The sequence below is a fragment of the Paenibacillus sp. FSL R5-0912 genome, assembly GCF_000758605.1.
Lineage (GTDB): Bacteria > Bacillota > Bacilli > Paenibacillales > Paenibacillaceae > Paenibacillus_AQ.
The window spans coordinates 5,481,716-5,501,781 of record NZ_CP009282.1 but is presented as its reverse complement, the minus strand read 5'-3'; the positions used below and the strand labels follow the sequence as shown (position 1 = coordinate 5,501,781).

At 51.7% G+C, this 20,066-nt stretch carries 17 protein-coding genes; 10 read left to right on the top strand and 7 right to left on the bottom strand.

Annotation, left to right across the window (positions count from 1 at the left end):
• Positions 1-15 precede the first annotated feature (15 nt).
• Both R50912_RS23325 and R50912_RS23320 read right to left on the bottom strand, forming a co-directional pair.
• Complete coding sequence (locus tag R50912_RS23325; RefSeq protein WP_197072965.1) at positions 16-1,086, bottom strand: sensor histidine kinase; 1,071 nt, start codon at positions 1,084-1,086, stop codon at positions 16-18.
• On the bottom strand, positions 1,083-1,754 hold the full coding sequence (locus R50912_RS23320; RefSeq protein ID WP_042238251.1) for a response regulator transcription factor: 672 nt from the start codon (positions 1,752-1,754) through the stop codon (positions 1,083-1,085). Before R50912_RS23320 ends, R50912_RS23325 begins: the two co-directional genes overlap by 4 nt.
• Before the next feature lie 177 nt (positions 1,755-1,931).
• Between R50912_RS23320 and R50912_RS23315 the strand changes: the two genes are divergently transcribed.
• The 3 genes from R50912_RS23315 to R50912_RS23305 all read left to right on the top strand — a co-directional run bounded on the left by R50912_RS23315 (position 1,932) and on the right by R50912_RS23305 (position 4,920).
• Positions 1,932-3,038 carry an AI-2E family transporter gene (locus tag R50912_RS23315; protein WP_042238249.1) on the top strand — a complete coding sequence of 369 codons (1,107 nt, stop codon included), beginning with the start codon at positions 1,932-1,934 and terminating at the stop codon, positions 3,036-3,038.
• Between the two features lie 629 nt (positions 3,039-3,667).
• A complete protein-coding gene (locus R50912_RS23310; RefSeq protein ID WP_052415919.1) occupies positions 3,668-3,982 on the top strand; it encodes a helix-turn-helix domain-containing protein in 315 nt (104 codons plus the stop codon).
• 5 nt (positions 3,983-3,987) lie between these two features.
• Entirely contained in the window at positions 3,988-4,920 is a 933-nt protein-coding gene (locus R50912_RS23305) for an IS3 family transposase (protein ID WP_081956348.1), read from the top strand.
• Positions 4,921-5,587: 667 nt separating this feature from the next.
• Here R50912_RS23305 and R50912_RS23300 read toward each other — a convergent pair.
• From R50912_RS23300 to R50912_RS23290, 3 genes are read right to left on the bottom strand one after another with little or no spacing between them, the layout of a single operon-like run.
• Entirely contained in the window at positions 5,588-6,331 is a 744-nt protein-coding gene (locus tag R50912_RS23300) for an amino acid ABC transporter ATP-binding protein (protein ID WP_042238247.1), read from the bottom strand.
• Between the two features lie 15 nt (positions 6,332-6,346).
• Positions 6,347-7,006, bottom strand: a complete 660-nt coding sequence (locus R50912_RS23295; RefSeq protein WP_042238245.1) for an amino acid ABC transporter permease — start codon at positions 7,004-7,006, stop codon at positions 6,347-6,349.
• Between the two features lie 29 nt (positions 7,007-7,035).
• Positions 7,036-7,770, bottom strand: coding sequence for an amino acid ABC transporter substrate-binding protein (locus R50912_RS23290; protein ID WP_371916279.1), 735 nt, complete (start codon positions 7,768-7,770; stop codon positions 7,036-7,038).
• Between the two features lie 394 nt (positions 7,771-8,164).
• Here R50912_RS23290 and R50912_RS23285 point away from each other — a divergent pair, with 394 nt between their 5' ends.
• Positions 8,165-8,653, top strand: coding sequence for a hypothetical protein (locus tag R50912_RS23285; RefSeq protein WP_156123277.1), 489 nt, complete (start codon positions 8,165-8,167; stop codon positions 8,651-8,653).
• 25 nt (positions 8,654-8,678) lie between these two features.
• Here R50912_RS23285 and R50912_RS23280 read toward each other — a convergent pair whose 3' ends face one another.
• Positions 8,679-10,301, bottom strand: a complete 1,623-nt coding sequence (locus R50912_RS23280; RefSeq protein ID WP_042238238.1) for a response regulator — start codon at positions 10,299-10,301, stop codon at positions 8,679-8,681.
• On the bottom strand, positions 10,294-12,126 hold the full coding sequence (locus R50912_RS23275; protein ID WP_081956616.1) for a sensor histidine kinase: 1,833 nt from the start codon (positions 12,124-12,126) through the stop codon (positions 10,294-10,296). Before R50912_RS23275 ends, R50912_RS23280 begins: the two co-directional genes overlap by 8 nt.
• Positions 12,127-12,441: 315 nt before the next feature.
• Between R50912_RS23275 and R50912_RS23270 the strand changes: the two genes are divergently transcribed.
• The 6 genes from R50912_RS23270 to R50912_RS23245 are packed head-to-tail and all read left to right on the top strand — an operon-like array spanning position 12,442 to position 19,751.
• On the top strand, positions 12,442-13,791 hold the full coding sequence (locus R50912_RS23270) for an ABC transporter substrate-binding protein (protein ID WP_197072964.1): 1,350 nt from the start codon (positions 12,442-12,444) through the stop codon (positions 13,789-13,791).
• Between the two features lie 38 nt (positions 13,792-13,829).
• Positions 13,830-14,705, top strand: a complete 876-nt coding sequence (locus R50912_RS23265) for a carbohydrate ABC transporter permease (protein ID WP_042238237.1) — start codon at positions 13,830-13,832, stop codon at positions 14,703-14,705.
• Positions 14,706-14,725: 20 nt separating this feature from the next.
• Positions 14,726-15,550 (top strand): carbohydrate ABC transporter permease, encoded by an 825-nt coding sequence (locus tag R50912_RS23260; protein ID WP_039308352.1) that lies wholly within the window; start codon positions 14,726-14,728, stop codon positions 15,548-15,550.
• A 52-nt stretch (positions 15,551-15,602) separates the two neighbouring features.
• A complete protein-coding gene (locus R50912_RS23255; protein WP_197072963.1) occupies positions 15,603-17,861 on the top strand; it encodes a glycoside hydrolase family 65 protein in 2,259 nt (752 codons plus the stop codon).
• Complete coding sequence (pgmB, locus tag R50912_RS23250) at positions 17,839-18,543, top strand: beta-phosphoglucomutase (RefSeq protein WP_052416644.1); 705 nt, start codon at positions 17,839-17,841, stop codon at positions 18,541-18,543. The genes R50912_RS23255 and pgmB overlap by 23 nt, the downstream gene beginning before the upstream one ends.
• On the top strand, positions 18,540-19,751 hold the full coding sequence (locus tag R50912_RS23245) for a DUF4432 family protein (RefSeq protein ID WP_081956615.1): 1,212 nt from the start codon (positions 18,540-18,542) through the stop codon (positions 19,749-19,751). The genes pgmB and R50912_RS23245 overlap by 4 nt, the downstream gene beginning before the upstream one ends.
• Positions 19,752-20,066: the final 315 nt, after the last annotated feature.

Below are 20,066 nucleotides of genomic sequence, written 5' to 3'. Positions count from 1 at the left end.
CTTTGTGGGGATGTTTTATTTGGTGGACGGCAGCTTCTTTGAGGCAGGGAGCAGCAGGGTAAAGGTGGTTCCTTGCAGCGGAACACTATCACAGGTGACGGTTCCGCCGTGCAGCTCAGTGATTTTACGGACAATGGTAAGCCCCAGCCCATTACCGGCGGTGGAGTGGGAAGTATCCTGCTGATAGAACTTGTCGAACACCCTGGGAAGTGCAGCCGCACTGATCCCGGCACCGTTATCCCGGAAGCTGATTTCAATCATGTCTTCGGCCTGCCTCATCGAAACTTCAATTTCGCCATGCTCCGGAGTGAACTTAATGGCATTGTCTAGCAGATTCAGCCAGACCTGATTCAGCATCTCTTTATTTCCCGGCACCTCATAGTCCTGTACGTTGGCTGTGATGGATATATGCTTTTTCTCCATTTTGGGATGCAGAAGTAAGACACATTGGCGGATCTGTTCGCCAACGTTGAAGGGCTCGCGGCCCGTTAATATCGTCTGAGCCTCCACTTTGGACAGGCTCAGGACGTTGGAGGCGAGGGCGGCCAGACGGGTGGATTCCTCAATGACAATATCCAGATATTCATTCCGTTCTTCCTTGCTCAGCTCATCATCCTTGAGGATTTCGGCGAACCCTTTGATCGACACAATCGGGGTGCGGAACTCATGCGAGAAATTGTTGATGAAATCCGTGCGCAGAATCTCAATGCCGCCCAGCTCATCCGCCATCCGGTTGAAATTAGCGGAGAGAATCTTGAATTCTGGCGGATTATTGAGCCGCAGCCGGGTGGTGAAATCTCCTCCTGCCAGCTGGTTGGTGGCATCGATGAAGGTACGGATGGATTTCAGCATCCTCCGGCTGGCCAGACCCGAGGTGACGGTGCCGATCATGATGCAGGCAATCAATGTGATAAAGGTAAGGACTTTGAAATCCTGAATGATACGTTCATTGAGCACACCGAAGACCGTCAACAGATAGACCAATACACCGGTAATCAGCACGGTAATGAGGAAGATGATAAATACAGCAAGCGAGAAGTAGAGCGACAGGCCGATTTTACCCGTCAGCCTCTTGATCATGTTCATGTTCTCACCGCCTTATATCCGAGGCCGCGGACAGAGACCAGCTCGAACTCCGGATAGGCTTCAAAACGTTTGCGCAGGCGGTTGATATGCACATTCACCGTAGTATCCGTGCTTTCGCTGTCCATCCCCCAAATCTCGTCCATCAGCTGGATGCGGGTGAAGATGCGCTCCGGATAGGATAAAAGCTTATAGAGCAGATAGAATTCCTTCTGCGGAAGCGTCTGCTTGTCCTCGTCCCGGGTCACGGTTAATGTGTCATAGTCCAGATGAACCCTGCCGATCACCAGCTTACGGGCACTCGCAATCTGCGAGCGGCGGAGAAGGGCCTGGATTCTCAGCAGCATTTCTTCTGTATCCACAGGCTTGGTCATATAATCATCGGTTCCGAGCCGGAAGCCTTTTTTCTTATCCTCAGGTAGCTGTTTGGCTGTGGCCATTAGGATGGGAATTCGATTGTCCGCTTCCTTGAGCTCTTCGGCAAATTCATACCCGTCCATCTCCGGCATCATAATATCCAGAATAATCAGATCGATATGCTGGACTTCAAGAACCTCCAGTGCTTCTCTTCCATTCTCAGCCGTTACCACGTCATAACCTTCCCGTTTCAGCACAGCGTTCATCAGCTTGCGTACATGCTTATCGTCTTCTACAACAAGGATCTTTATCATGGTTTCACTCCAAAGGTTGTCGGATTTGACCGCGTTTCCCCATCATTCTAATGTAAAAAAAGGCTAAAGACAAAATCTTTAGCTTTTCTTTAGACTCGATTTAGTCTGAATTAAGAATGACGCACTATATTATAGGGAAAAGAACCGCCGGTTCAAATATGAAAACGGGAGTCACTCATGGCCAAACTGAATTTGTTTATCCGCATTTGTATTGCAGTGCTGCTGGTGCTGGGAATTATCTATGTAAGCTCACTGGTGGACTTTATTTTCACACCTATTATCTCGCTGTTCAGTGTTGTCATTGTGCCGTTAATGCTGGCCGTCTTCTTCTATTATCTGCTGCGTCCCTTGATTGATTACCTGGCCTCCCGCAGGCTGAACAGGACAGTTGCTATCTTGCTGGTCTATCTGGTTATCGCGGTGCTGCTGCTGGGATTCACGGTAGGCGTCTGGCCGTCGCTGCAGAATCAGCTGGTGAATCTGGCTAATAATATGCCTGGCGTATTCAATGCCGTGGGAGAGCAGCTGACGAAGCTGGAGGACAGCGATTTGTTGTCGAAGCTGATTCCTGCGGATATGAATCCGGCCAGCCAGCTGATGGATTATTTGAATAAAGGCTTTTCGCTATTGACGGTCTATGTGTCGGGGCTATTCTCCTTCGTCTCCAATTTCGCCATTGTACTCTTTACCTTTCCGATCCTGCTGTTCTACATGCTCAAGGAAGGCGGGAAGTTCGGCGACAAGCTCGTGAGCTTCTTTCCAAAACGTTATCATGAGGAAGGTGCGTCCGTTGTTGCTGAAATCGACGGGGTGATGAGCAGCTTCATCGTCGGCAGGGTGCTGGTCAATCTGGCGCTGGGCGTGCTGATGTATTTCGGTTTTCTGCTGATTAGGCTGCCGTATGCGCTGCTGCTGACACTGGTGGCTGTGCTGATGAACTTCATTCCATTTATCGGGGCGATTCTGTCCACGGTGCCGATCTTCATCTTCGGTCTGATCGAGTCGCCGTCCACGGCCATCTGGTCGATTGTAGTTGTGCTGGTGGCGCAGCAGATTCAGGATAACCTGGTGGCGCCTTATATCTTCGGGAAAAGCATGGATATCCATCCGCTGACCACGATCATTCTGGTCCTGGCGGGCGGCGATTTCGGCGGAATTATCGGCATTCTGCTGATTATTCCCGTCTACATGATGCTGAAGATTATAACGGTCAAGCTCTATCAGCTGTTTGTCCGGCAGCGCTGGGATAAGGAAGCGGAAGTCCCTGCGGAAGCGGGGGATTAAATGGAATACGGGAAGGACCGGGAGGCCGTCATTAGGCTTTCCGGTCCTTTTGGATTTGATGATGCTTATTAACCGAGCCGGAAATGAATGGCCCAAATGGTGAAAATAGAGGGCTCCCTCTGAATCCATCGAAAGTGGCTCATAGCACCAATTTAAGGTGTAAACCCCTCTGATTTGTCCCGAGGGAATAAATGAAAAATAGGGGCGAAATGCTGTCTCTCCGGGTCCAAATATACAAGCCAAATCTGACTCTGAATCGGCCGGAAGTGGGAAATATGCGGAGGTAAACGAGCAAAATGTATGCGAAAAACCGAATACAATGTGCCACTGCGGAGTGAAACGACCCAGATGTATGCGGAAAACCGAATACAATGTGCCACTGCGGAGTGAAACGACCCAGATGTATGCGAAAACAAACATGTCTTTCAAGGCACAACTCCAGCATGAAAATGAGCAGCGTGGCTAAAAAACAGAACGTCGTCTGTTCATCTATTTAACAAATTTTAACGGAAAACCGAACACAATTAGACCGGGTGGGTAGCGTAGGCCGAATGCTCCACAGCCCCCTAAAGAAGTTGGAGTCCTCCCCCACAAAAATGTAGACTAGATACAGGAGGAGGATGAACGGAATGGGACACTTAACAGGAACAAGAGAGAAGGCAGCGCAAGAGGTGTTGTCTGGCATTAAGGCGGCGGTGGTTGCCCGAAAGTATGGGGTGACTCCATCAACGGTGAATCAGTGGGTGAGGGATTACCGGGAAGCCCATGGGGAGCAAGATCATCCGTATCCCCAGGACCAGGTGGAGGAACGGAAGCGCCTGCTGGACGTCGAGCAGAAATATGAGAAGGCCGTCAAGATGCTCGGTGAAAAGGAGTTAGAGATTGAGATTCTGCGTGAACTGCTAAAAAAGCCAACCCCTGCTTATCCGAAAAAATCGAGGTAGCCGATATGTTCATTAAGCAGGGGAATACCGCAGCCTTGGTGCTCCGTCTCGTGGGGCTAGCAGAGTCTACGTACTACGACCGTAAGAAACGCAAGAAGCAGGAGGCACAGGCCGTCCCCCAGGGGCGTGGAAGACCCCTACCCGGCTACTCCCTGACCGAGTCGGGAGAGAAGATTAGCGACGAGCAGATCCAGGAAATGCTCCTGGAACTGGTCGCTGGAGAAGAGCACGTGTACGGGTACAAACTGCTGGCCAAGTGCTTGTGGAACCAGCACGGGCTGAGGCTCAACCACAAGAAAAGCTACCGGCTGTGTCAGGCGCTGGAGATCCTGCAGCCCCAGCGTCAGAAGCGCTTTAAGCATCCCCGGAAGCTGCCGGAGAACCGAGTCATTACCGGAGCGGGCCAGCTCTGGCAGATGGACATTAAATACGGGTATGTGGCGGGCCGGGACCGGCATTTCTTCGTCCTGAGCATTATCGATGTGTTTACCCGGGTTATCGTCGGGTATCACCGAGGATCGTCGTGTGAGGCCAAGCACGCCTGCCAGACGCTGGGACGCGCCATGGAGCAACACTGCGCCCCTGACAGCGCACGTCCGGTGATCCGCACCGACAACGGCCCCCAGTTCATCAGCCATCTGTTTGGCGACATGTGTGAAAGCTGGGAGATGACCCATGAACGCATTCCGCCTCGAACGCCGGATTTAAATGCTTTTATTGAATCGTTCCACAGCAATATCGATCGGGATTTGTTCCGCAAAGAGGCCTTCGACACGTTCGAAGAGGCCTATGAAGCCGTGGACCGGTACATGGACTTTTACAATAACCGCAGAATGCATACGAGTCTTCGCAACATGCCGCCAGCTACCTTTGCGGAGTGGGTGCTGACCCTAGAAGACCAGTCCTGCTTCTTCTGGCCGAGAGAAAAAGCGAAATAAAGAGCAAGGCTACGACAAGTACCGATTTTATACGGAGGACTCCGGGATAAGGGGGTCGCACCGAATGTAATCGAAAAACCGAACACAATTGGACTGGACGTGCCACGTAGGCCAAATGTAATCGAAAAACCGAACACAATTGGACTGGGTGCACCGCGTAGGCCAAATGTAATCGAAAAACCGAACACAATTGGACTGGGTACGCCGCTTAAGCCGAATGTAATCGAAAAACCGAACACAATTGGACTGGGTACGCCGCTTAAGCCGAATGTAATCGAAAAACCGAACACAATTGGACTGGGTACGCCGCTTAAGCCGAATGTAATCGAAAAACCGAACACAATTGGACTGGGTACGCCGCTTAAGCCGAATGTAATCGAAAAACCGAACACAATTGGACTGGGTGCGCCGCGTAGGCCAAATGTAATCGAAAAACCGAACACAATTGGACTGGGTGCGCCGCGTAGGCCGTGCGTTTATCGCAGTGCCAGACGTATTTTCACAGAAAAACCGAATACAATATGCCACTGCGAAGGCAAACGACCCAGATGTATGCGAAAAACCGAATACAATATGCCACTGCGAAGGCAAACGATAAGAAAAAAGGGACCGCCCCAAGTAGCCATTGTATGGCTAGTGGGCAGTCCCTTTCCTGAATCCACTCCCGTTACTCCCGGTTCAGAAATGTCCGGGTCCGCTCCAGCTGCGGGTTGCCGAAGATCTGCTCCGGTGTGCCGGATTCGGCGATTTCGCCGTTATCCATGAAGAAGACGCGGTCGGCCACATCGCGGGCAAAATTCATCTCATGCGTGACGATAATCATCGTCATGTGCTCGTCCGCAAGCTGGCGGATGACCCGCAGCACCTCGCCGGTGAGCTCGGGATCGAGCGCCGAGGTCGGCTCGTCGAACAGGAGAATGTCCGGACTGAGCATCATCGCCCGGGCGATGGCAACCCGCTGCTTCTGCCCGCCTGACAGCATGGAGGGGTAGACGTCTGCTTTATCGGCAAGACCTACTTTGGAGAGCAGCGCCTCGCTTTTGGCCGTGATATCCTGAATACTCTCCCGCTTCAGCGTTCTTGGGGCAAGCTCCAGGTTTCCCCTTACGGTGAGATGCGGAAACAGATTAAAGTGCTGAAATACCATCCCCATGGTTGAGGTGATTTCCCTAATCTCCGCACCGCTGGCATATTTGCCTTTGTCCACGAGCGCCCGGCCGCAGATCAGGATACTTCCGCCGGTAACCTCTTCCAGATGCACAAGACTGCGCAGCATGGTGCTTTTGCCGGAACCGGAAGGTCCAATCACCGCAACGACTTCTCCGGGGTTAACGTCAAAGGTAATCTGTTTCAGCACATCGAGGCTGCCGAAGGATTTCTGCAATTGCGATACTTCAATCATACTACTCATAGCGAAACAGCCCTTCTACTCAAATTTGAAACGTTTCTCCAGTGTCTTGAAGAATAGCGTAAGCACCAGTGTCATCAGCAAATAAATTACGCCCGCTACGACAAAAGGGGTGACCGTGAAATCACGGTTTACCGCCGTTTTGGCGAAATTGAGCAGCTCAGGTACCGCTACGGCATACAGCAAGGCAGTATCTTTAACCAGGGTAATGGATTCATTGGCTACCGCAGGCAGCGCCACCCGGAACATTTGGGCCAGTATCACCTTGCGCAGGGTCTGCCATTTGCTAAGCCCGAGTACCTTGGCCGCCTCATGCTGGCCTTTATCAATCGAGAGCATTCCCCCGCGGAAGATCTCAGCGAAATAGGCACCATAATTCAGAATAAATCCAGTGCTGGCCGCAACGAAACGGTCCATGACCAGATATTGCCCAATCACGGGGATCTGCGGCAGGCCGAAGCAGAAGAACAACAGCTGCAAGAGCAGCGGAGTGCCGCGCATCACATAAATATAAGTATGTGCGATCCAGGCCAGCGGCTTGACGGAGCTTTTGGCCATCAGGGTAACCACCATCCCGAGCGGAATGGACAATACGATCACGATCAGGAACAGCAATACCGTTGTCCGTGCCCCCTCCAGCATCGGTCCGGAAATTTTAATAATATAGTCAATATTCATGTCTTCACCCGACTCCTAAAGGAAACCATCTAGTTAAGTACTTTGTTCTCTCCGAACCATTTCGTGGAAATCTCGGCCGCCGTTCCGTCACTGCTCAGCGCATCCAATGCCTTCTGCAGCTCCGTCAGCAGGTCCTCATTGCCCTTCTTAATCCCGATACCATATTGCTCTGGGGCCAGCGATTCATCCATCAGCTTGTAAGTCTCCGGCTCCTTGGATATGTAGTATCTGGCCACCACTTCATCAATGACTACTCCATCCAGACGTCCCGACTTCAGGTCTGTCAGGGCAAGCACATTATCGGTGAATTCGGAGACACCTTTAAGCTCCGCCTTAATCGGATTAGCATCCAGGGCATCGGCAGCAGAGGAGAGGCTTTGCAGTCCGACCTCTTTGCCGGCCAGATCCTTAAGCGTAGACAGCGCTGAATCCGCAAGCACGACTACAACCTGGCTATTCTCCAGATAAGGTTTGGTGAATAACACTTTATCCTTGCGCTCGTCCGTGATGGTGTAGCCGTTCCAGATCATATCAATGCGTCCGCTATTCAGCTCAGATTCCTTGGCAGACCAGTCAATCGGCAGGAAGGTAACCTCTTTGCCCATTTTCTCAGCAGCCGCTTTCGCATAGTCAATATCGAACCCGACAATTTCATTGTTATCATCCCGGAAGCCCATCGGGGCAAACTTATCATCTATACCGATCACCAGCTTACCGTCATTGCCTCCAGAACTGGAGCAGCCGGCTATTATAGCAATCGCCATAATTACCAATAAACCCAATATCCCTTGTCTCTTCATCTCTCTATTCCCCCTAGTAGATTACACGCAGCAGCCTGTGCTTTAGTTCGTTAATACGTTATCAGTTTATCATAATAACATATCATGTGAGTTACTGTCGATAGAGTAGGGGAACACAATTGTGTCGAAAATAAATCAAAGCATGCCGCTCCGCAGACTCTTATTTTATTTATTTTTTCCATTTTATCTCAATTCGTAATCGAATAAAAATCCTGTAACAGGTACACAGGCGGCCTGAAATAAGGAGGAATGTCATAGGTGATAGAATTGAATAACGGGCAACGATGCCTTTAACCAGGCGCTCACAGAATCACTGGGGTTCTGGGATCAGGTCACACCGGATAATGAAGAGTGGAGATTGAAGATACCAGAGGTTCATCCCAACAAATACATACGGGAGTATACAAGACACCGGTACATTGTAACCTGTGAGACGTTCACGCCAATCGAACTATCGCTGCCTGAGGGGTATGTGCTGGAGAAGATAGATTTGCCGGAGCTGCGGAAAAAGCGGGCCGTAGCGGAACGGGTAGGCTTCATGCTGGCGGATACCTATCCCTCTTTCACCTCCTATGCTCCAATTGAGAATTTTGCGGATCTTAATGATGACGGCTGGTATGAGTGGGGGGCTTATCTGCAGCAGGCTTCACAGAAAGAGCCCCGGCTGTACCTGGAGTGCCTGCACTGTTACATCAAGGCAAATGCCGTGGAGAAGGCACAAGAAATCGTGCGGGAAATGACTAAGGCAGAGATTGAATGCGATCTGGAAGAATTGAACGGAGCCATTGCGTACTACCGGAGCGAAGGATTATGTTCGGCCTTCAAGGCTCCGGAGCGGACGATATGATCAACGTCTGGTGTACTTCTTCCGTTTATCCCAATTCGCTCTGTGAATAATTCAGCTTATATTCCTTGGGGCTCATCCCTGTGTATTTGGAGAACACATGAGTGAAATAGGCGGGTGTCTCAATGCCAACGGCTTCCGCGACTTCGAATACTTTACTCGCCGGATTCCGGAGCAGCTTCTTGGCCATGTCAATCCGGTACTTGTTGATCACATCGATGATGGACTCACCGGTGACCTTCTTATACAGGCGGCTGAGGTAGCTGCTGTTGATATGGATATGGTCGGCAATAATCTGCAGGCTCAGATTCTGATTGTAGTGCTCTCTGATATATTTCTGGCATTCAATTACGATGTAATTAGGCTGTCTGTCACTCATTGCCACTGCCCTGGAGCAGCTCAGAATCAGGCGCCCCAGGATATCTGCCAGCAGCTGGATGCTTTTGCTCTCCTGAATCTGCTTATACACGGCGGATTGGCTCTCCTCCATCTCCGGTGCGAAGGGCTGGCTTGTGCTCAGCAAGCGGAAGCAATAGGAGCTGATCAGCAGACAGGCTACCTTCACATTCTCAATCGGCTCTTTAATGCTTCTGTAGTTCTCCAGCAGCTGGTCCAACTGCCGGATGGCCGACTCGCTGTCTCCCTGCTGCAGATGTCCGGCAATCTGCTCGGCGGCATGATGGGGAGGGGCTGCAGGCGTAAGGGCTTGGTTCGCATGAGGGATATATACAGCCACATAATTATCATTATAAAAGCTGCCCTGCAGCGCCTCTCTCGCTTCAAAATAGGCCGTTGACAGCGTCGATATATCCCGGTGCAGCAGGCTGATGCCGATATTGACATGATACTGCCTGAAGTTCTCCGCCATGGCGAGAATTTCATTGCTGATCGTGAGCAGGGCCTGGGTGGAGACCGCGGTATTGCCGCCGGTCATGGAGACAAGCGCCAGCAGGGTGTTTTTCTCCATGGCCATAATATAAGAGGGATGCTCCCCGAAGGCCAGGGCAAGGAATTGGCGGATGGAGGCCAGGAAGCGGTAATGGTCATTCGCCGGGTTCACGGCAGAGCCATGGGGTCCAGGTATATCTTTTACCTCCATATAGATAGCGAAATAGTCCTCCAGCTGCAGCCCCAGCTCGCTTGAGCGGCTGAATAGACCGGCTTCATCGCTAATCAGGCCATAGACGGCTTCCCGTAGGAATTTTTCGCTGATTTCGGACAGATTATCGTTGATTTTACTCTCCAGCTGCCGGACCTTCTGCTTCTGCTCCCGTTCTTTTTCCAGCAGCAGCGTGGCTTTCTCAATCGCCCGGGGAATCTGCTCTGTGGGATTGGTCTTGACTACAAAGTCTACAACTTCATATTGAATAGCCGTTTGGGCATAGGAGAAGTCTGCGAAGGCCGTAAGAATAATAACCTTCGTCTGCGGAAAGTGCTGGTGCAGATAATCCGATAAGGCAAGGCCATCCATTCCCGGCATGCGAATATCCGTAACAACGATATCGACATCGTAATAGCCCAGCAGCTCGACCGCCTCCAGGCCGTTCGACGCCTCACAAACAACCTCGCACTCAAGAATACTCCAATCGATGAAGCACTGCAGCCCTTTTTTGATCACAGGCTCATCGTCTACAATCATAACCTTATACATGTGTTAGTTCCCCCTGATCTTCCGGTATATGTAGAGTGACTCTCGCGCCTGCCCCAGGCTCGCTCTCGACCTCAATTCCATAAGGCTCGCCGTAGAGCAACTTAACCCGTTTATGCGTGTTGATCAGGCCGATATTGTTGTGGCCCTGCTTGCGCATCGTGTCGCTCTCGAAATGACTCCAATTCTTGGGCATATGCTCAAACCCGTTGCCATTATCGGTGATCTCGAAATAGACCGAATCGTTCTCGCGGTATATGCGGATGTTGATGTTTCCTTTGCCGAGCTTCCGCTCCACCCCGTGCACGACAGCATTCTCGACCAGCGGTTCGACACTCAGCTTGGGTAGCAGCAGATCCAGTATGGCCTCATCCTCGATCTGGATCGTGTATTCCATTTTGTCCTCGAACCTTTCCTTCTGCAGATACAGATAGAATCGGATGAAATCCAGCTCCTGCCGGATCGGGATTTTGGCCAGACTGCTCGAATAGATGCTTGCCTGCAGCAGCTCGGTAAGGGACGTTACCATCTTGTAAACGGTCTCATCTTTGGACAGTTTTGCCTTGTAGCCGATGGTAATCAGCGTATTGAACAGAAAGTGAGGATTCATCTGAGCCTGCAGAAATTTGAACTCTGACTCTTTGACCAGCAGATGCTTCTCATAGACTTCCTTGATCAGATAGTTGATCTCGTCAGTCATGTTGTTGAAGGTGGAACTGAGCTGGTTGAGCTCTGCATCCTTGAAAGCGGGCATTCTGGTGTTGTAATCCCCTTTCTTGACCTTACGGATACTCCGCAGCAGATCGCGGATAATCCGGGTGAAGCGAAGCGATAGCAACACACCTGCTGCAAGCGAGACGAACGCGATCAGCGCGATAAACCAAATATAATTGTGCATGCTGCCGGATAATTTGGCGAGTACCTGCTTCCTCGGAATACCGGCAATGAAGGTGAGCCCGGTCGTACCGATGCTGCGGGAAGCGGCTAGATAAGTCTCTTGATTAAGCTTGACCTCACTTACTTCCGTATGATCCCTCAGCGCAAGCACATCGGGAGGAGCAGTTGAACCTAATTCCTGCTTACCCGCACTAGAATAGATGACTCCCTGGTTATCAATGATGTAGGCCATGGCGCCCGGGTATTCGAGCAGTCCGGAATATTTCTCCGCTAAATCAGCTTCATTCGTGCCGAAGATCAGCACCAGGCGTTGCTCGGGAAGATTAATATTGGACATCACCCGGGTGAAATAGAGCGTGGGATCGCCGGGACTTGGTGTCAATATTTCTTTGCCGCGGACCATTCTGCCGTTAACCGACTGATAGACTGCGAGATTATTCCGGTTAATCTGCTCAATGTTTGGCGGGGACTTCAGAACGGATACATAGTTGTCGTTATCAAAAAATACATAGGCCGTTGACAGCAGGCTGATATTCCAAGCATTGTTGAACATAAGGCTGTACTTCAAATCCTCTTCCATTTCACTTTTATTGACGAATTTCTTGTAGAAGTCATCGCTTAGCGACATATCGTCGATTAACCAGCTTCTTAACATTTTAGTAGAGAGGAAATGCAGGGAGGTATTATCAATAATCTGAAAGGACTTCTCGATATTGTCGTTGGTCTGGCGGATCAGCAGGGACAGATTATCATTGGCATTCCTCGTTAGAATCTGGGAGATGCTCCAATAGAAGTAGCAGCCGGCGAACGTCATCGGAAGCAGAATTAGCAGGAAGATAATAATGACCATTTTATTTCGTACCGGAATTAGGGAGAAACGTCCGAGTAGGGGACGAAGGCTGATCCGCTTCAGGATATGCTGATTGGACATGTTGGTTGCTCCTTGCTGATGAGTCTGTAGTACAGCCATTATATATTCATTTCTTGACAGCGAATAGCAGAGCCGGGTGAAATCGTGCCGTTTCCGGCCAGATGGTAAAGATAACGATACAGAGTTAAAGAAATCTGAAAACCCTTACACCAACCTCGCTGCCAAATCACATTTGCTCAAGATATTATAAAAGATCATGCAGAAAAACGAATTCTATCCTTTTTTTCTTTGGTCTACAATGAGAGCTGTAAACAACTGTAATTGGCTGCAGGGGGATACCCTGGCTTAAGCCATCATTCTAAAGGGGGATTTATTGTGCAAAAGTCTTTGTACAAAGCGGGCTGTACCTTAGCAGGCATGCTGATGCTGACCATGTCCATTACGGCATGCGGATCAGGGAATTCAGCAGAGAATAATGGAGCGGCCGCAACGGCAGGCTCAGGAAATGCAGCAGCACCTGCGGCTAAAGCGCCGGTCAAAATTTCTTATCTTACGTTCCGGGTCGGCACGCATGCATCAGCCAAGATGGAGGAAGAGCAGATCAAGCAGTTCAATGCCAAATATGGCAATGAAGTGGAGGTTGTGGTTGAAGAGATTCCAAGTGATGCCGCATACGTGGATAAGATTAAGATTCTGGCAGCCTCCGGGGATGTGCCGGATGTCGTAATGGGCAAGGACGGAATTAATGATGTCCTGATCAAAGGGAATCTTGCAACCCCTTTCAATGATTATTTAGACAAGGATGCGGAATGGAAGGCAGCTATCGGAGAAGATGCACTTGCTTCCAATACCCGGGACGGGAAGATCTGGTCGATCAGCGATCAGAAGCAGAATATCGGCTACTTTTACAATAAAGAAATGTTTGAGAAGGCAGGCATTAAGCCGGCGGAGACTTGGGATGAATTCATGAGCAACAACGAGAAGCTGAAGGCTGCAGGCTTCGTTCCCCTCGCACTGATGACCGGGGAGAATGCCTGGACATCCAACCTGATTCTTGCCGCGATGATCGGTACGAACGGGGAGAACGGCAAGACGTTCATGAACACCCTGCACCCTACCGACTTCAATACGCCCGAAATGATTCAGGCGCTTAATATGATGAAGGAGCTGCTGGAGAAGTATACGACGAAGGATGCGCTTGGGGCGGGGTATGCCAATGCAGCGAACGCGTTCAGCCAGGGCAAGGCTGCGATGATTGCCAACGGTCCCTGGATGATTGGAGACTTCAGCGATCCGACCAAATCCAGTGAAGGTTTCGATGCAAAAGTGGGTGTCGCCGCGTATCCGAATAACAGCCTGATTTCCACTTATGAGGTTGGCTATATGATCGGAGCCAAAACGCCGGAAACCCGCGATGCTGCGGAGAAATTCATCAAGTTCAAAACAGGGCTTGAAGGTCAGACCCTCGCTCTTGAATACGGCAATGTTATGCCGGTATCGAGTGAAGTTCAGCCATCAGATGCACTGAAAGAGAAATATCCGATCATGGTCGAATCGATCACAGTCGCTCAAAAGTCACAGCTGCATTACCGGACCCTGGACTCCATCGTCTATCCGAACGTAACAGATGCCTGGAAGAACCTGTATCCGAAGCTGGCAGCGGGCCGGGCAACGGCTGAAGAGATTGCCAAGGAACTGACTGAGATTGCTGCTAAGAATAAATAAAGAGTAATGTAAGCTGAGGATTGGGGAGGACCATATGGATGGTTAGGAAAAATAGAGGGTATATCACGCTTTTCCTGTTGCCGACTGTAGCATTGTTTATTATTGTCTATGCCGTCTCACTTGTCATTTTGTTCGGCACATCCTTTACGGAATGGTCGGCCGGACGCAGCCCGGTGTTTACCGGTCTCGCTAACTATATCAAGCTGTTTACGGACGATGCCGATTTTCGCCAAAGCGCTCTGAATACGGGGATCTGGGTCGTGCTGCAATCTACGGTCCACGTGGCCATCGGCACCCTGTTCGCGGTTATTCTCAGTATGAAGGAATTCTACTGGAAGTTTGCCCGCACGGTGTACATGTTTCCTAATATTATCTCGGGTGCAGCCGTAGGTATGCTGTTCCTGTGCATGCTCAATCCTGAATTCGGTGCGGTGAACAGTATCGTCCGTTTATTCGGCAATGCGGATTACTCCCAGAACTGGTTCATGGATTATGCCACGGCTTTTCTATCCGTCACGATGACCTGGCTGCCTTATGCGGCAGTTGTCACGATTCTTATTCTGGCCGAGATTGCGGCCATTCCGGAAAGTCTGTTCGAATCGGCACGTATCGACGGGGCCAGCAATTTCAAGATCAACCTGTACATCATCATTCCTATGCTGCGCAACATTATCGGGACCTGCGTGATTCTGTCGGGAACAAGCATGCTGCAGAAGATGGATATTATTCTAATGACAACAGGCGGCGGACCCGGCAATCAAACGATGAATTTACCCATTTACATTTACAAAACCGCTCTCATGGACAATAACTTCGGTTATTCCAACTCAGTGGGCGTTTTCCTAATCGGCTTTGGCTTGATCTTTGTCCTGCTATGCCGAAATCTGTTCAGAATAGGCAGCTCCCAAAACTGAATGGAGCGGATGGGGTGAGAATGTTGAAAAAAAGTTTGGGTGTACTTAAGTATGGATTTGTAATCCTGATTGTCCTGTTGTCGCTGGGTCCGTTCCTGTGGGTGCTGCTGGCATCGTTTAAGACGAATGCCGAGATTCTGAGCAATTCCCTCGGCTGGCCAAGCAGCTTCCGCTTCTCCAATTACACGAAGGCCTTCCAGATCGCGCCGATTTCCCGGTTCTACATCAACAGTGTAATTGTAGGGATTTTTGGAACACTGCTCAATCTGCTTCTGCTCGGAATGGCAGCTTATGTACTGGCGCGCTTTCAATTCCGCGGTAAAAAGCTGCTGATGGGAGCCTTCTCCCTCTCGCTGCTGATTCCCGGCGCTGCGATGCTGCAGCCGCTGTACTTAACAGTTAACGCGCTCGGGCTATATGACAAGCTGATCGGACTTATTATTGTCTATACCGGCTTTGGGTTGCCGGTCTCGCTCTACATTCTATCCAGCTACTTCCTTACGATACCCAAGGAGATGGAGGAATCAGCTTACCTGGATGGTGCCAGCTTCATTCAGACCTTCTTCCGGATTATACTGCCGATCTCGAAGCCGGGCTTCGGCACGGCGGGAGTCATGCAGTTCCTGCTCTGCTGGAATGAATTTCAATTCGCGATCATTCTGACGACAGGCAATCAGAGCCGGACCCTGCCGCTGGCGCTCTATTATTTCAAAAGCCAGTTTGCCAGTGATTACGGCGTCATGTTTGCCGCTACGATGGTCGTCATCATTCCGAGTATTGTAGTCTATATCCTGCTGCAGGAGCAGGTAGTATCCGGACTTGCTGCGGGAGCGGTCAAGGGATGACGGAGTTGACGGGAACGCCATGGAAAGATACCGGAGAATTGAGGGGTTGCAGATGAATGAGGAACACCTGTGGTGCCTGAAAGAAAACGGGTATGAGGCCGGACTGCATAAGCATTATGAGGGGCTGTTCACCCAGGGGAACGGCTATATGCATGCCCGTGGAAGCTTTGAAGAGGGATGCAGCGATGCCCCTCAGGATGAGGAATATCTGCGTTTTCCGGATAACGTCACGCTGGAGAAGCCGCGGCATCCGAAGTCCAAGCAGGGGACATTCATCCCGGGCATTGTCGCCCGGCATCCGCTGCTGAAGGAGGAGATTGTTAATCTTCCTTATATGCTGGGGCTTGAATTGCGCTCTGCAGGCGAGAGCCTGGATATGGACCGCTCCCGGATCAGCGGCTACAGACGCTGGCTGGATCTGCGCGATGGAAGCCTTCATCGTACATTGATCTGGGAGACAGCAGAGGGCATGCAGCTACAGTGCACCTTCGAGCGCTACATCAGTATGGCGGATACCCATCTGTGTATCCAGCGCATACAGGTTGAGGTGCTGGCAGGCGAAGGCAGGCTGGAGGCTGCTGCTTCTCTCCGGGGAGATGTACGCACCAATGGGATGAATCATTTTGATAGTGTAGTTCCCACGGCGGAAGTTGGGGGCAGCCTGTCGCTTAAAACGCTGACGGAACAGGGGAACCGGATCTTTATGCACTCTGCGCTGGAAGCCTCTGAAGCGGTGATCTGGCAGGAGGAGAATAGCCAGGTGACGGCTGCGCTCCGGGGTGAATTCGCTGTGCAGACCGGGGACCGGCTGACTGTCAGCAAGCTGACGGCGGTGACCACGGACCGGGATATGGAGGAAGGCGAAGCAGGCAGCAGAGCGCTTGCGCAGCTTAGCCGTGCACGTGAGATAGGCTGGGACCAGCTATATGAACGGCATGCAGCTTGCTGGAAGAGCAAGTGGCAGGGGGCCGATATCCTCATCAAGGGAGATGATCTGGCGCAATTAAATGTCCGGGCTTCACTCTATCATCTGCTTCGTGCCAATGCACCGGAGGATGCCCGGGTGGCGATTTGTGCTAAGGGGTATGCCGGTGAGGCCTATTTCGGCAGGTATTTCTGGGACACGGAGATCAACCTGCTGCCCTTCTACCTGCATACCAACCCGCAGGCGGCCCGCAATCTGCTTCTGTTCCGCTACAATACGCTGGACGGAGCCAGACGCAATGCGCAGAATTATGGCTACCGGGGAGCAAGATATGCCTGGGAGTCCTCGTTAAGCGGGGATGAACAATGTGCCAACTGGCAGTACGCCGACCATGAAATTCATATAACAGCGGATATAGTGTATGCTCTCTACCATTATGTGCGGGCAACAGGCGATGAAGATTTCCTGGAGCACTACGGCATTGATATTCTGGTGGAGACGGCACGGTACTGGTGTGACCGGGTAGACTGGAACCGGGAAGGAGTGGGCGAGCTGCTCGGCGTGATGGGACCGGACGAATATCTGCCCTTTACCCGCAACAATGCCTTCACCAACCGCATGGTCAAGTTCAGTCTGGAGCAGACGATTGCCTGCCTGGACAGCCTGCAAGGCAGCAAACCGGACAGCTATGCGGCTGCGGCAGAGCGCCTGAACATTCTTCCGGAGGAACGGGAGCTGTTCCGGCACACGGCGGAGAAGCTGCGGCTGCCCTATGACAGCAGAACGGATATTGTTCCGCAGTCTGACGATTTTGCTTCTTACGCGGATTTAGATTTCGATAGCATCTGGACCGACAGATCCAGACCCTTCGGCCATTTCATCTCCCAGGAGCGCAATTACCGGTCCAAGGCGCTTAAGCAGGCGGATGTGCTGGAACTGATGCTGCTGTTCCCGCATGAATTCTCCCGGGAGCAGCTGAAAGCGGCCTATGACTATTATGAGCCGATTACAACCCATGATTCCTCCTTGTCCGTGGCAGTTCACGGCATTGTGGCCTCCTGGCTGAATCAGCCGAAAGCGGCGGCAAATTTCCTGCAGCGGGTGATGGATATCGACCTTTCGCTGGAGAAGAAGGGTGCTGCCGAGGGAATACATATCGCGAATTGCGGCGGCTTGTGGCAGCTGATCGTATACGGGTTAGCCGGACTGAAGAGTGCGATGTGGAGCAAGGACATTAAGCTGGAGCCGCGGCTGCCTAAGGGCTGGACGAAGCTGAGCTTCCAGCTTGCCTGGCAGGGGGAGCGCTACCGGATCACGATTCATCCGGATGCTCATGCAGTGCACAAGCTGGAAGGGAGGGGCTATGTTGCGGGCACAACCCTTTGAGGCAGCTATCTTTGATCTGGACGGTGTCATTGTCGATACCGCGAAATTTCACTATCAGGCCTGGAAGCGTCTTGCCGGTGAGCTCGGCTTCGATTTCAGCGAGAGCACCAATGAGCAGCTGAAGGGCGTTAGCCGTATGGAATCGCTTGAACTTCTGCTGCGGTCCGGCGGAATAACAGATCTGACAGCGGAACGTAAGGAGGAGCTGGCCTCCCGCAAAAATGAGTGGTACAAGGAGCTACTGGAGACACTTACTCCGGACGATGTATTACCCGGTGTAAGCAGCTTTCTTGGGCTGTTGCGCTCACACGGAGTCAGAACAGCGATTGCCTCGGCCAGCAAAAATGCTCCGCTGATTCTGGAGAAGGTGAACATCAGACCGCTGTTTGACGCAGTGGCGGACGGGAACACCATCGGCAGGGCGAAGCCAGACCCGGAGGTGTTCCTGCAAGCAGCCAGGCTGCTTGGAGTAGCGCCGGCCGCTTGTTTTGTGTTTGAAGATGCGGCCGCCGGTGTAGAAGGGGCGATCCGGGCGGGCATGCGCGTGGTTGGCATCGGAGACGGGGCACTGCTTGCCCGTGCTCATCTAACCATCGCCAGCTTCGAACAGCTCGAACCCGTGTTTCTGCTTAGCCACATTGACTTAAACGGTGACAGCGGAAGGGGGGAGGTGGATGAATGAACGGTGAGCAAGTAGACAACGAGCGGAAAAGCGATGAGAGTATAAGTAATGGGCGAGTAAGCAATGAGCAGAACGGCAATGAGCTAAATAGCAATCAGCGAGTAAGCGAATTGACGCTGGAGCAGCTGCAGCCGGGCACTCGCCAGGTGCTGCCTGGAGGAGGCTTTGTCACCCTGACGCTTGTTACAGACTCCTTCGGCTCGCACATACACCTGTTGACTATATCCAATGGCCGGCTGGTCTTTACGGTGATACTGGAGCGGGGGATGGACATTGGGGAAATCTGGCTGGAAGCGGAGAAAATCAGCTGGGAGCGTGACGAACGGTATCTGCTCCATCCGGATCATGTAGATCTATCCGACAATGAGCATTCGGGCTGGGATTCAGGCTTCTATGCAGCGGTAGCTGCCATTGGGCCAGAAATCTTCGGCACTCCGGATGAGGTAAGAACCGTCCACGGGACGGGGTCTTACTCCTCCGCGCAGCCGGGATCGGTGAGGCTGACCTGGGATGAGCAGCAGATCTGCCTGGAAGGTAATGTTCCGGTGAGAGGATACGGGCCGCTGCCTGTATATGCCAAAACAGTCCGGATCGTAATCCGTTACGGGGCAGCTACGCTGTTCCGGGAGGATACGGTGCTGAATTTAACGGATGTCGCCCAGCCAGTGGATGACGGGTATCATATTCAGCTGGCAGGAGCTTATATGTCGGGTGGGGGGAGTTATGTCCTGCCGGTCTCCACCGCAAAAATGCTGCTCCGCGACTCTGCCCCGCCTGAGGTGGACCCGTTAATCATCTACGATGCCGAAACGAGGCTGGACCCGATCCGCTGTTATCAATACGTTCCTGAGCCGGTAGAGGGGCTTGCGGATCTGCCGCAGGTCCGCGACTATTGCGCAGACGGGGGCGGTGAGCAGCTGACAGCCGAGATGCTGGTGAACGCCGGGCAGGATACGGCAGCCTATGTCATTCGTTCGCTGCAATGTTATCCCCGGTCACTAATCGCCAAGCGGGCGGTCAGTGACCGGATGTATGCGCTGGAGCCTTGCAAGACCAGACCCAATTCACTGGAGCAAAAAACGATCGATGGTGAAGTGGTCTATATCGGCCCCCACGGCCAGAGCACCGGCTGGATCATCATAGGGGCAACACGTGATCCGCAGGAAATCACAACCCTTACGCACATGATCCGTAGCGCAGCAAATTAATTGATGTATGCCAGTAGCGCGGACACCATCCACATTCAAATGAAACTACAAATAACCAGCCGCCGGAAATCTACCGGCGGCTGGTTATTTTCTTTTGGTTTCTGCCGGGTTGGGCTTCTGATCAAAGGTTGCTTGCTTTGCCAGCTGCTGCGAGGTATGTCAGGCCAAATGTATGCGAAAAACCGAATACAATGTGCTTCCACGAAGGTAACCGGGCCAAATGTAAGCGAAAAACCGAATACAATGTGCTACAGCGAAGGTAACTAGACCAAATGTAAGTGAAAAACTGAACACAATGTGTTATAGCGAAGGTAT